The sequence below is a fragment of the Streptomyces sp. GMY02 genome (assembly GCF_019056675.1).
Classification (GTDB): domain Bacteria; phylum Actinomycetota; class Actinomycetes; order Streptomycetales; family Streptomycetaceae; genus Streptomyces; species Streptomyces odonnellii.
This window is the reverse complement of sequence record NZ_CP077658.1, coordinates 6869700-6882591: the sequence shown is the minus strand read 5'-3', so window position 1 is coordinate 6882591 and position 12892 is coordinate 6869700. Positions and strand designations below refer to the sequence as shown.

The 12892-nt window shown below is 72.2% G+C and carries 10 protein-coding genes and 1 pseudogene; 4 read left to right on the top strand and 7 right to left on the bottom strand.

What is annotated here, in order from left to right; genetic code table 11:
• Positions 1 to 235 precede the first annotated feature (235 nt).
• The gene (locus KQY30_RS29240; RefSeq protein ID WP_217309481.1) at positions 236 to 1288 is read left to right on the top strand and encodes a PAC2 family protein; all 1053 of its coding nucleotides are present in this window, start codon (positions 236 to 238) and stop codon (positions 1286 to 1288) included.
• Between the two features lie 252 nt (positions 1289 to 1540).
• Here KQY30_RS29240 and mshC read toward each other — a convergent pair whose 3' ends face one another.
• The 4 genes from mshC to KQY30_RS29220 all read right to left on the bottom strand — a co-directional run bounded on the left by mshC (position 1541) and on the right by KQY30_RS29220 (position 5203).
• On the bottom strand, positions 1541 to 2770 hold the full coding sequence (gene mshC / locus KQY30_RS29235; RefSeq protein WP_217309480.1) for a cysteine--1-D-myo-inosityl 2-amino-2-deoxy-alpha-D-glucopyranoside ligase: 1230 nt from the start codon (positions 2768 to 2770) through the stop codon (positions 1541 to 1543).
• A 190-nt stretch (positions 2771 to 2960) separates the two neighbouring features.
• Entirely contained in the window at positions 2961 to 3788 is an 828-nt protein-coding gene (locus KQY30_RS29230) for an SCO1664 family protein (protein WP_217309478.1), read from the bottom strand.
• The gene (locus KQY30_RS29225; RefSeq protein WP_046498749.1) at positions 3752 to 4342 is read right to left on the bottom strand and encodes a DUF3090 domain-containing protein; all 591 of its coding nucleotides are present in this window, start codon (positions 4340 to 4342) and stop codon (positions 3752 to 3754) included. Before KQY30_RS29225 ends, KQY30_RS29230 begins: the two co-directional genes overlap by 37 nt.
• A 174-nt stretch (positions 4343 to 4516) precedes the next feature.
• The gene (locus tag KQY30_RS29220) at positions 4517 to 5203 is read right to left on the bottom strand and encodes a histidine phosphatase family protein (protein WP_217309477.1); all 687 of its coding nucleotides are present in this window, start codon (positions 5201 to 5203) and stop codon (positions 4517 to 4519) included.
• Between the two features lie 231 nt (positions 5204 to 5434).
• Here KQY30_RS29220 and corA point away from each other — a divergent pair, with 231 nt between their 5' ends.
• A complete protein-coding gene (gene corA, locus KQY30_RS29215) occupies positions 5435 to 6460 on the top strand; it encodes a magnesium/cobalt transporter CorA (RefSeq protein WP_217309475.1) in 1026 nt (341 codons plus the stop codon).
• 103 nt (positions 6461 to 6563) lie between these two features.
• Here corA and KQY30_RS29210 read toward each other — a convergent pair whose 3' ends face one another.
• Complete coding sequence (locus KQY30_RS29210; protein ID WP_217309473.1) at positions 6564 to 7349, bottom strand: ferritin-like domain-containing protein; 786 nt, start codon at positions 7347 to 7349, stop codon at positions 6564 to 6566.
• A gap of 261 nt (positions 7350 to 7610) precedes the next feature.
• The gene (locus KQY30_RS29205; protein WP_217309472.1) at positions 7611 to 8663 is read right to left on the bottom strand and encodes an LLM class F420-dependent oxidoreductase; all 1053 of its coding nucleotides are present in this window, start codon (positions 8661 to 8663) and stop codon (positions 7611 to 7613) included.
• Between the two features lie 138 nt (positions 8664 to 8801).
• On the opposite strand from KQY30_RS29205, the gene KQY30_RS29200 reads away from it, so the two are divergent.
• Complete coding sequence (locus tag KQY30_RS29200) at positions 8802 to 9785, top strand: aldo/keto reductase (RefSeq protein WP_046503788.1); 984 nt, start codon at positions 8802 to 8804, stop codon at positions 9783 to 9785.
• Complete coding sequence (locus KQY30_RS29195; RefSeq protein ID WP_217309470.1) at positions 9782 to 12037, top strand: ATP-dependent RecD-like DNA helicase; 2256 nt, start codon at positions 9782 to 9784, stop codon at positions 12035 to 12037. Before KQY30_RS29200 ends, KQY30_RS29195 begins: the two co-directional genes overlap by 4 nt.
• Positions 12038 to 12223: 186 nt before the next feature.
• Here KQY30_RS29195 and KQY30_RS29190 read toward each other — a convergent pair.
• A pseudogene (locus KQY30_RS29190) lies at positions 12224 to 12873 on the bottom strand (hypothetical protein).
• Positions 12874 to 12892 lie beyond the last annotated feature (19 nt).

The following is a 12892-nucleotide window of genomic DNA, read 5'->3' as shown; positions in this document are numbered from 1 at the left end:
GAACATCCGACCTGATGCGGTCATCCGATGTATAGCGTCGGGGAGGCGCGATCGTCCAGAGTTAGAACGAAAAATACGATGACAGCTCGGATGAATCTTCAGAAAGAAGCATCGGTTCTCCGGCCTATGCCCCGGTTCGCCGAAGTTCACCCGGGCGTGCACGGGGCTGCGGGCGGGCACGCGGAAAGCCGTAAGGTTGGTCCGTACGAAAGGGAACTTCGGAAGGAGGCACTGGGTGATCGAGCTCGAGGGGGTTCCCGAGCTGATCGACCCGGTCATGGTGGCCGCGTTCGAGGGCTGGAACGACGCGGGCGACGCAGCCTCCACAGCGGTCGCGCATCTCGACCGGGAGTGGAAGGGCGAGGTGTTCGCGGCGCTCGACGCCGAGGACTACTACGACTTCCAGGTCAATCGGCCCACGGTCTATCTGGACGGCGGCCTGCGGAAGATCACCTGGCCGACCACCCGGCTCTCCGTGGTGCGGGTCGGCGGCGAGAAACCCCGTGACCTGGTGCTGGTCCGGGGTATCGAACCGTCCATGCGCTGGCGGTCGTTCTGCAATGAGCTGCTGGGCTTCGCCCATGAGCTGGGCGTGGAGATGGTGGTCATCCTGGGCGCGCTGCTCGGTGACACCCCGCACACCCGGCCGGTGCCGGTCAGCGGTGTCACCTCGGACACCGACCTGGCCCGGACGATGGATCTGGAGGAGACCCGGTACGAGGGACCGACGGGCATCGTCGGCATCCTCCAGGAGGCCTGCACCCATGCCGGAGTCCCCGCGGTGAGCCTGTGGGCCGCGGTGCCGCACTATGTCTCGCAGCCGCCGAACCCGAAGGCGACACTGGCCCTGCTGAACCGGCTGGAGGACCTGATCGGGCTGCGGATCCCGCTGGGCGAGCTGGCCGAGGACGCGCGGGCCTGGCAGCTCGGGGTGGACCAACTGGCCGCCGAGGACAGCGAGGTGGCGGAGTACGTCCAGTCGCTGGAGGAGGCGCGGGACACCGCCGAGCTTCCCGAGGCGTCCGGCGAGGCCATCGCCCGGGAATTCGAACGCTATCTGCGTCGGCGCGACGGCGGTCCCGGTCCCGGGCAGGCACCGGGAGGCCATGCCACGGAGAGCGGTGAGGGCCCGTCATATCTGCGGGACGCCTCGGGCGGGCGCGGCCGGCCGCAACGGCCGCCGCGCGGTGGCGCGGAGCCGGGCAAGGACACGGAGCAGGGCTCGGAGCCGGGTACGGGAGGTTCTCAGCCGGGGCCGGACGGCGAGGACGATTCCTCGGAGGACTGAGGGGTCACCCGCCCCGGCGGCGGAGCGGAGAGAGCGGGGCGGCGCCAACTGGGGCGCCGCCCCGCTCCGTACGTCCGGAGACCGTGCGCAGCGAACCGTGTCCGGAGAGCCGTGTCCGTGAGAGCCCATGTCCAGAGGCCGATGCAGAAGCCCGGGCCGGAGGCAGAGGCGCGCGGGTCCGGAGGCTCCGTGGGCCAGGAGCGGTCCTGGACCACGCCTGGACCGCTCCTGGACCACGTCTTGAGCACACTTCTAGAGCGCGACTCCCAGCAGCGCGTCGACCGCCCGGGAAACCACGCCGGGCGCCCCCTCGTCCGTACCGCCCGTGGAGTCCTGGAGCGCCGCCCAGCGGTCGACCGCCGCCAGCGCCGCCGGGGCGTCCAGATCGTCCGCCAGCGCCTCGCGGATCTCTTCGAGCAGCCCCTCGGCCGCCGGTCCGTCAGGTCTCGACACCGCGGCCCGCCAGCGCGCCAGCCGCTCCTCGGCCTCCTGGAGGACCTCGTCGGTCCATTCCCAGTCGGAGCGGTAGTGGTGCGCGAGCAGCGCGAGCCGGATCGCCGCCGGGTCCACGCCCTCGCGGCGCAGCGTGGAGACGAAGACGAGGTTGCCCTTGGATTTGGACATCTTCTCGCCGTTGAGGGCGACCATCCCGGCGTGCACATAGGTGCGCGCGAAGGGGTGTTCGCCGGTCAGCGCCTGGGCGTGCGAGGCGCCCATCTCGTGGTGCGGGAACGCCAGATCGCTGCCGCCGCCCTGGACGTCGAAGCCCATGCCGAGGTGGTCGAGGGCGATGGCCACGCACTCGATGTGCCAGCCGGGCCTGCCCCGGCCCAGCGTGCCCCCGTCCCAGCTCGGCTCGCCTGGACGGGCGGCCAGCCAGAGGACCGGGTCGAGGGGGTTCTTCTTGCCCGGCCTGTCGGGGTCGCCGCCGCGCTCCGCCGACAGCAGCCGCATGGCCTCGGCGTCGAGCCGGGAGACCTCGCCGAAGTGCGGGTCGGCCGCCACCGAGAAGTAGATGTCGCCGTCGAGTTCGTACGCCGCACCCGCGTCACGCAGCCGCTCCACCAGCGGCACGATGCCCGGTATCGCCTCGACCGCGCCGATGTAGTGCTGGGGCGGCAGCATCCGCAGCGCGGTCATGTCCTCCCGGAAGAGCGCCGTCTCGCGCTCGGCGAGCCCGGTCCAGTCCACGCCGTCGCGCCGCGCCCGCTCCAGCAGCGGATCGTCGACATCCGTCACGTTCTGGACGTACTGAACCTGCCGCTTCGTGTCGAGCCACACGCGCTGAACGAGGTCGAACGCGTTGTAGGTCGCCGCGTGACCCATGTGGGTCGCGTCGTACGGGGTGATGCCGCAGACGTAGATACGGGCGACGGGACCGGGCTCGAGGGTGACTCGGCCATTGGTCGAGGTGTCGTGAATCCTGAGGTCGCGGCCACTGCCAGGCAGGGCGGGGACCTCGGAAGCGGGCCAGGCATACATGCCATGAGCGTAACCGGACGGAAGTTCCGGATACGAACCGGATAGGTGCCCCCGTGGCCGCCCGGGCACTCTTGCGCCCCGGGCCGGAACATGCTTGCGCCGCCCGGGAGATGCGCGCACCGGACGGAACCGGGCTCTGCCTGGGTCGGGGGCCTGCCTGGGTCGGGCCTTGCCCGGACCGGCGGCCTGCCTAGACCGGCGGCCAGGGGATCGCCGGCCACTGGCCCGAGGGCTCCGGGTGCCGGCCGGTACGGAGCAGCTCACGGACCCGGGCCCGTACGGCGTCGGTCTCGGCCGCCGTGATGAGTTCGGCCAGCCGGGTGGCGAGGGGCGCCTGCTCCGTCAGGGCGTCCTCCAGCCGCGCCAGCACCTCAAGCACCTCCGCGGGCAGCGGATCGCCGGCCCAGCCCCACAGCAGGGTGCGCAGCTTGTCGTCGACATTGAAGGTGACACCGTGGTCGATGCCGTAGAGCTTCCCCCCGGCGGCGGACAGCAGATGCCCGCCCTTGCGGTCGCCGTTGTTGATGACCGCGTCGAGCACCGCGAGCCGGCGCAGCCGCTCGTCGTCGGCGTGTACGAGCAGCGCCGTGCGCCCCTCGCCGACCTCGGCGAAGCCGACCGCCTTCCAGCCGTCGTCCGGCTCCTCGCCCTCGACCAGGGCCAGCAGCGGCGGGGCCGCCCCCTCCTCCTCGGACTCGATCCAGAGCTGGCACATGCCCTGTCCGTACGGGCCGTCCCGCAGCACGGTCGGCGGCACCAGGGCCCAGCCGGTCGCCTCGGAGACCTCGTACGCGGCGACCTCGCGCTGGGCCAGCGTGCCGTCGGGGAAGTCCCACAGGGGCCGCTCCCCCGCGACCGGCTTGTAGACGCAGTGGGCCTCTTCGCCCTCGTACGAGACGGAGCAGTAGAGCACCGCGTTGGACGCCTCACGGATCTGCCCGCGCACGGTCAGCTCGCCCTTGGCGAGCAGATCGGCAACGGTCACGCTCCGCGGCGGTATCCGTTCTGGCGCGGGCATACATGTCCTTCCGGATCGAGCGGCAGACTGCAGAGCGGACACGGCGGCCGGCCCGCGTTGACCACGTCCAGGGCGCGCTTGGCGAAGGCCCTGGCCTGGGCGCCGGAGAGCCGGACACGGAGCATCGGCGGACCGTTCTCCTCGTCCTGGAGCAGCCGCTCCTCGGCCTCCGCGAGGTCCTCCTCGGTGTCGGCGTCCAGCTCGACGAGGGCCTGGGCCTCGACGATCATGCGCTGCTCGTCGCCGTCCCAGGCCAGCGCCATGGTGCCGACCCGGAACTCCTCCTCGACGGGGGCGTCCAGCGGGGCGGAGTCGGAGATCTCGGAGGGCGCCATGACCGGTACGGGGGCGTTCCCCCCGGTGCGGCGCACGACCTCGTCGAGCAGCTCGTCGATGCGCTCGGCGAGCGCGGCCACCTGGGTCTTCTCCAGGGCGACGCTGGTGACGCGCCCCCCGGCGGAAGCCTGGAGGAAGAACGTACGGCGTCCAGGCAGCCCGACCGTACCGGCCACGAAGCGGTCCGGCGGGTCGTAGAGGAACACCTGACGGGACACGTCCTGCTCCCTTGGAAATCGACCGGCACTGACGGGCAGTGACGGAATCGGTGACGGATATGGCGTAACGGGTATGACGTGACGGATACAGATCAACAGCAGAGGGCGGAACCGGGGTCCGGGGACGGCCCCTGGATCACGCGGACGGCGCGTCCACCCTACTGCGCGGAGCGATCACGGTGCTCCCGCGCCGCCCCCCACAACACCGCTGCCGCCGCCGCTGTTCTCACGAGGCGCCAGTCCGGCGAGATCCCCGGTGTCGCCGAGCCGGACCAGGAAGGGGCGCAGGCGTGTGTACCGGATGGCGGTCACCGAGCAGGGGTCCACATGGATGCGCTGGAAGAGGTCCAGATGCATCCCCAGGGCGTCCGCCACGAGCGCCTTGATGATGTCCCCGTGGGAGCACATCAGGAAGACGGCGTCCTCGCCGTGCTCCTCCTCGACCCGCGCGTTCCACTCCCGTACGGCCTCCACGGCGCGTGTCTGCATGGCGCGCATGGATTCGCCGCCGGGGAACGCGGCGGCGGAGGGGTGCTGCTGTACGACGGTCATCAGCGGCTCGTCCGCCAGTTCGGCCAGCTTGCGGCCCGACCAGTCGCCGTAGTCGCACTCGCCGATCCGCTCGTCGGTCCGCGCCGCCAGCCCGGGGCGAGCGTCGAGCAGCGGCTGAAGTGTTTCGCGGCAGCGCTGGAGCGGGCTGGTAACGACGGCGGCGAGCGGCACCCCGGCCAGCCGGCCCGGCAGCGCGGCGGCCTGCTCGGCGCCGCGCTCGTCGAGGGCAACCCCCGGCGTCCAGCCCGCGAGCACGCCCGCGGTGTTGGCGGTGGAGCGTCCGTGACGTACGAGGATCAACATGGCCATGCCCGCCAGGGTATGCCGGTGGGTGCGGCGCCGAGCGGCCGGTCGGCACCCGAGGACACGACCGGTCGCCGCCCGGGGTACGGGGGGTCGCCGCCCGGGGCACGGCCGGTCGGCACCGGGGGCACGGCCGGTCGCCGCCCGAGGACACGGCCGGGGATACGGCCAGGTGAAACGGCCGGGGATACGGCCGGGGCGCGGCCAGGGATGCGGTCCGGGCCGGGAGCGGGAAGAATGCCCGCCGTGATCGTGGACTGCGGCATTTACCGGGACGGACGCCGGACGGAGGGGCCCGCCGACTTCTCCGACGCCCTCGACCAGGCGCGCGCCGAGGGCGACGCCTTCCTGTGGATCGGCCTGCACGATCCGACCCCGCACGAGTTCGACCTCGTACGCGACGAGTTCGGGCTGCACCCGCTGGCCGTGGAGGACGCGCTCCACGCGCACCAGCGGCCCAAGCTGGAGGTCTACGACGACTCGCTGTTCATGGTCCTCAAGCCGGTGGAGTACGAGCCGGAGGGCGACACGGTCTCGACCGGTGAACTCATGGTCTTCATAGGCGACTCCTTCGTGGTGACGGTCCGGCACGGCGAGGGCTCGGCGCTCAGCGCCGTGCGGCAGCGGCTCGAAGCGGAGCCTGAGGTGCTCAAACACGGGCCCACCGCGGTGATGTACGCGGTCAGCGACAGTGTCGTGGACCACTACATCGAGGTCGCCGCAGAGCTTCAGGTCGACCTGGAGGAACTGGAGGCCGACGTCTTCGCGCCGAGCGGCAGCGACGGCGGTGCCCGGTCGTCGCGGGCGGCGGAGTCCGGGTCCTCGACGGCGGCGCGGATCTACAACTTCAAGCGGCAGGTACTGGAGTTCCGCCGGGCGAGCGTGCCGCTGGCGGCGCCGATGGCCCGGCTGGCAGCCGCGGGCGTGCCCTTCGTCCACGACCACTCGCAGCCGTTCTTCCGGGATGTCAACGATCATCTCCTGCACGCCAATGACCAGGTCGAGGGGCTGGACCGGCTGCTCTCGGACATCCTGGCGGCCCATCTCGCGCAGATGGGAGTACGGCAGAACGACGACATGCGGAAGATCTCGGCGTGGGCGGCGATGGCGGCGGTGCCGACGCTGGTCGCGGGGATCTACGGCATGAACTTCGAGTACATGCCGGAGCTGGGGTTCGTGTGGGGCTATCCCGCGGTGATCGCGTTCATGGCGGTCGTGGTGGCGGCGCTGCACCGGATGTTCAAGCGCAGGGGCTGGCTGTGAGGAGCGCGCTCCGGCGGCACGGGCGCTCGGGACTCGGGCCGGTCCGTCGGCCGGTCCGTCGGGCGGTCCGTCGGGCGGTCTGTGGGATGGTCTCTCAGGCGCTCTAGAGGACCGGGACCGTGGTCGCGGGGCCGCCCAGGGCGTCCCGGCGCTCCGGCATCCTGAGGCGGACCATCCGGTGCCGGCCGAGGACCCGCTCGTACGCGTGCATCCCGTTGATCCCCGCGGCCAGCAGCGCGGCCTTGGGCGGTGGCCAGTCGAGGAGCCGGCCCATCCGCTCCATCACCGCGAGGCTCACCTGCCGGTAGATCTCGCTCTCGGCCATCGCGCACTCCCGCAGGGTGCGGTGGATGGTCCTGGCGTGGCCCTCCCGGGCCAGCCGGAGCAGTTCCTCGTGGCAGTAGGCGAGATGGTTGTCCTCGTCATTGCTGATCATCCTGACGGCCCTGCCCACCTCGGGGTGGTCTCCGAAGTACTTGACCAGCATCACCATCTGGTCGGCGGCCCGCTGTTCGGTGATCCGGCTGTGGGAGAGATAGATGACGATGTCCGCCTCGGTGAGCTGCTCGTCGCGGCGCAGCTTGGCGTGGGTCAGCCCGATGCCCCGGCGCTCCAGCAGCATCGTGTAGTCGGTCTCGCGCGGGACCTCCACGGGGTCGAGACCGCGCTTCTTAAGAAGGGCGTGGAAAATGCGCCCGTGCTTGTCCTCGTCGGCGCCGTGCCGGGCGATCTTCGGCGCGAGATCCCGCATGGACTCGGGCACCAGGGCGGCGATCCGGCCGTTCTCCCACCCGCCCTGTGCCTCTCCGCTGGCCGCGATGGAGCAGAACAGCCGGAAGGTACGGTCGTCGTCCAGGATCTCCTGGAACACGCTTCGGGCCGAGAGCATCACTGCCACCTCCATACAGACATCCGCAGAAAACGAGTCAAATGGGGTGCGGGGCGACAGGCAACAGGTGCGCCGTTCGGCTGAGCCGAAAGAAGGAGCACGAAGGCGGGCGAGCGCGTAACCGAGTGGGGGGCCGAGGCGTTGTCGTACATGACGGCCGTGGCGGGGAAGACCCCCCGAGCCCCCACCACGGCCGCAGTCTTCCGGTCCGGACCGGACCGGCCTCGCGCTCGTACGCCGCTGCGCGTACGAGTCAGGACGTCAGGACACCAGACCCGCGCGCTCCAGGGCGTCCGTACCGGCGCGGAGGGCCGCGAGGCGCTCGTCGAGCGTGAAGCCGGCCGGTGCGAGCGTCAGCGTGGTGACACCGGCGGCGGCATAGGCCTGCATCCGGTCCGCGATCCGCTCCACCGGGCCGAGCAGCGTCGTCGAGTCGATCAGTTCGTGCGGAACGGCCGCCGCCGCGCCGTCCTTGTCGCCCGAGAGATACGCGTCCTGGATCGCGGCGGCCTCCTTCTCGTACCCCATACGGCACGCGAGCTGGTTGTAGAAGTTCTGCTTGCGGCTGCCCATACCGCCGACGTACAGGGCGGTGTACGGGCGGAAGGTGTCGGCCAGCGCGTGGATGTCCTCGCCTACTGCGAGCGGCACGGTCGGGCAGACGTCGAAGCCGTCCATGGTCAGTCCGGCCTTCTCGCGGCCCGCCCGGAGATGCCTGATCGCGGTGTCCTCGAGATGCTCGGCGGACGGGAAGATCAGCAGGGCACCGTCGGCGATCTCGCCGGTCTGCTCCAGATTCCTGGGGCCGATCGCGGCGATGTAGAGCGGGATGTGCTCGCGCACCGGGTGCACGGTCAGCTTCAGCGGCTTGCCCGGGCCGCCGGGCAGCGGCAGCGTCCAGTGCTCGCCCTCGAACGACAGCCGCTCACGGGACATGGCCCTGCGGACGATCTCGACATACTCCCGGGTGCGGGCGAGGGGCTTGTCGAACTTCACGCCGTACCAGCCCTCGGACACCTGAGGACCCGACACGCCGAGACCGAGCCGGAACCGGCCGCCGGAGAGGGAGTCGAGGGTGGCCGCGGTCATGGCGGTCATGGCGGGCTGACGGGCCGGGATCTGGAGGATCGCGGAGCCGACGTCGATGCTCTCCGTCCGCGCCGCGACCCAGCTCAGCACAGTCGGGGCGTCGGAACCGTACGCCTCGGCGGCCCAGCAGACGTCGTAGCCGAGGCGGTCGGCCTCCTGTGCGACGGCGAGGTTGTCGCCGTCCATCCCCGCGCCCCAGTACCCGAGGTTGATGCCGAGCCGCATAGCCACTCCCTCACTGCCGAACTACTGACGAGTAACGTCCCTTGCCGGGGACTCTAGCGCGCCATACGGGCTTCCGTCAGGGGCGGGTTGTCCACAGGCTCTCTCCGCGTGGGGCCCTGGCCAGTAATCTCAGCAGCCATGGAGCAGAGGCATCTCGGCCGTACCGGCCTGCGTGTGTCACGGATCGGGCTCGGCACCCTGACCTGGGGTCGGGACACCGACGAGCACGACGCCGCCGATCAGTTGAAGGCCTTCTGGGAGGCGGGCGGAACGCTCGTCGACACGGCGGATGTGTACGGCGGAGGGGAGTCCGAATATCTGCTCGGGCAGTTGATCGAGCGGCTGGTGCCGCGCCGCGATCTGGTCGTCGCGACAAAGGCGGGCAGTGTGCCGGATCCTTACCGGCGCTTCGACGGGTCCCGCGGACATCTGCTGGCCGCGCTCGACGCGTCGCTGGAGCGGCTGGGGACGGATTATGTGGATCTGTGGCAGATACACGCCTTTGACGCCGAGACACCGCTGGAGGAGACCCTCCACGCGCTCGACATCGCGGTGAGCAGCGGCCGGGCGCGGTATGCGGGGGTGTCGAACTACTGCGGGTGGCAGCTCGCGAAGGCCGCCACCTGGCAGCTCGCCGCGCCCGGGACCCGGACCCGGCTGGCCAGCACCCAGATGGAGTACTCCCTGTTGCAGCGCGGTGTGGAGCGCGAGGTGCTGCCGGCGGCGCTGGATCTGGGGGTCGGCCTGCTGCCCTCGTCCCCCCTGGGCCGCGGGGTGCTCACGGGCAAGTACCGGCACACCACCCCGCCGGACTCGCGGGGCGCCTCGGAGCAGATGGCGCCGTTCGTCGAGCCGTATCTGGACGAGGCGGCGAGCCGTATCGTCGACGCGGTCGCGACGGCGGCGGACGGCCTGGCGACAACAGCGCTGGAGGTGGCGCTGGCCTGGGTCAGGGACCGCCCCGGTGTGGTGGCCCCGATCATCGGCGCCCGCAACGCACAGCAACTCACGGCCGCGTTGTCAGTGGAGAGCCTTAGTCTTCCCAACGAGATCTGCCAGGCGCTCGACGATGTGTCGGCGCCCGTGCACCGCTACCCCGACCAGGACTGGAGCACGCTGTGACCACGGACCCCGCCACCGCATCCCCGCAGGAGCCCGGGCCGCCGGAAAGCGGGGCGGTGCCCGGTCCGGTGGAGGATGCCGAGGGCGGTGCCGGTACGGGAGCGGACGGCGCGGCGGTCGAGGCACGCGGCGACGAGGGCGAGGCCGGCCCGGACACGGCCGGAGCGGACGGCGCGGCAGGTGCGGCAGCCGGGGACGGCGATGGCCCGGACGGGAGCGGCACTGCGGACGGAAGCAGTACCGCAGCGGACGGTGGCGAGGTGTCCGAGGCCGCGGCCGAGTTGGCGGCGCAGCGGGAGCTGCGCGAGCGGATCGAGCGGCGGAAGGCCGAGCGCGGCGGACCCATCGCCGCCGGAGGCAAGCTGAGCGGGCAGGCCGCCGATCTGCTCGCCGCCGTACGGGCCGTGGAGAGCGGCGCGCAGGTCGACCCGGCCCTGCTGAGGCCGCCCGCGCCCGCACCCGCGGCGGCCGGTCCCGTACGCGCCGGGGCGCCGGCCCCCGAACCACGGCCGGCGCCCCGGAGCGCCACGCCCGGCACCGTCTCCGCCGTACGGGCCGTCCTCACCGAGGGCGGTGCGCCGGAAGCGCTCGCCGGCCCGGTCGCCACCGCGCTCGGGGAGCAGGCGGCGGACGCGCTGCGCGAGGACCCGTGGCGGCTGCTCGCGGTGCCCGGCGTACGGCCCGAGCAGGCCGACGGGTTCGCCCGCGCGCTGCTCGGGGCGGCATGCGGCCCCGCCGACGAGCGCCGGGCCGCCGCGCTGGTCGGCTGGCTGCTGGAGCGGGCCGCGCTCCAGGGCCACACCGCGCTGGAGGTGTCGTCGGTGCACCGCGCGCTGACCGAGCACGCGGTGCCCGACCCGGACGAGGCCGTGCAGCACGCCCTCGCCGAGGGGGCCGTGCTGGTCTTCCAGGACGACGAGGACTCGGCAGACGGCACCGAGGACACGGCGCCGCAGGAGTCCGCCGACACCGCCGCACCGGCACAGCCGACCACAGCACCGGTCCTGCTCGGGCTCGACCGGTACGCCCTCGCCGAGGAGAGCCTCGCCGACGGACTCGCTCGGCTGGTCAAAACCGGGCCCGACGACTCCTGGGAGGAGGCCGCGAAGGCCGCCCCCTCCCCCTCTGCGGCCGAACTGATCCGTGCGGCCGCCGGGCACGGACTCGTCCTGCACACCGGCGGCGAGGCGGCCCGCGTCGAACCGGCCGCCCTGGCCGGGGCCGCGCGTGCGCTCGGGCTGCGCGCCGTCGTCGCGGCGCACAGCGAGAACGGCCGCGGCAGGCTGGGCGCGGAGGCGGTCACCGTAACCGGGCTGCTGACCGGTACGGAGGGCCCGGGGCGTGACGAGGACGGCCGGTTCGCCCTCGATCTGCTGGTGGTGCTGGACGCGCCGCAGCTCGATGTGGAGACGGCCGCGCTGCTTGTCGAGTCCCTGCCGGACGGGAGCCGGCTGGTGCTCAGCGGTGACCCGGGAGTGCTGTGGTCGGCGGGCCCCGGCCGGGTGTTCGCCGATCTGCTGGCCGCCCGCGCCTGCCCGCAGATCGCCTCCCGTACCCCCGATCCGGGACCGGTCGGCGAGTTGGTCTCCGGAATCGGCATCGGCGAGCTGAACCAGGTGGAGGCGCCCGGCAAGGAGGTCGTGATCGTGCCGGTGCGGGACGCGGGCGAGGCGGTGCACCGTACGGTCCAGCTCGTCGCCGAGTCGGTGCCGCGCGCCTTCGGTACGGGCCCGGGGGAGACACAGGTGATCACCGTGGGCCATGGCGGTTCGGCCGGCACCCGCGCGCTCAACGCCGCGCTCAAGCAGCGGCTCAATCCGGGCCCCGGCCGGTTCGGCGGCTTCGACCCGGGAGACCGGGTCGCGTATGTCCCCTCGCCCGGCAGGACGCTTCAGGGCTCAGTGGCCTCGGCCGACCAGGACGGGCTGCGGCTCGACTGCGAGGGCGGGGAGGTCACCGTACCGAGGGAGCGGGTCGAGCAGGACGTACGGCACGGCTGGGCGCTCACCGCTCATCAGGCGGCGGGGATGCGCTGGCCCGCGGCGGTCGTGGTGCTGCCCGGCGACGCCGCCCAGGGGCTGAGCCGGCCCTGGGTGTACACGGCGTTCGGCCGGGGCGAGCGCCATCTCTCGGTCGTCCACGGCGTGGACCAGGCGCTGCCGCACGCGGTGGCCACGGTCCCGTCCCAGCGGCGCACCACCCGGCTGCGCCCGCTGCTGGAGGCCCTGCTGACCCCGGCGGCGCAGCCCTAGAACCCCGGGGGCCCTGCCTCGTACGCCGGGCTGGCGGATCGCAGTACGTACACACGTGCTCACGTGCACCGGTCGCAGCGCGTACAGGTGTCGGCCGCCCAGCCTCCGGCGAGCCCGGCGGTCCGAGGACAGAACTCCGAGGACAGGACCCGCGCCCAGGGTCCGTCCTCCGCGCCGGCCGCCGGGTCAGGCGTCCTGTTCCTCCAGGTCGTCGAGGTCAGCGTCGAGATCGTCCTCGTCGAAGACCGCGCTGACATCGAACCGGCAGACCACCTGCTGCGGATCGGCCTGGTCGAAGGGGGCGCTCAGCCACTCCCCGGCTCGGGCAGATCGTCCGCCGCCGACACCCAGAGCGTGGAGTCGCCCTCTTCGAGCCCGAATTCCTTGTGCCGGGACGCGATCTCGTCGGGTTCGTACTCGCCGAAGAGCACCCCGAGGGCGGCATGCACACTGCTGCCCACCACGCCACCGGTGCCGGTGTCGCTGTCCACATCGGCGATGCGCTGTGCTTGGGCGAGCAGCCGCTGCGGCTCCACCACCGCGTAATCACGCCGGATCAGCACGCTGAGGGCGTTCGGCTCCTCGGGACCCTTGTACGGCGGAAGCGAGTCGTCCGGATCCGGGATCTCGAAGGGGGTGACTTCGTCGTACCGGTTGTAGAGCCGCTCGTCATAGACCTCGGCCGCGACGGCCAGGGCATTGAACGCGTCGGAGACAGCCGGGTCGTCCTCACCCGTGCGGTGTTCGACCGCCGCGAGGTGGCGGTCCAGAGCGACCTTGACCGCCTCGGCGGCGGCGCGTACCTCGGCAGCGGTGGGCTGCGCAGCATCAGACATAGTGCAGACGCTATCCGTA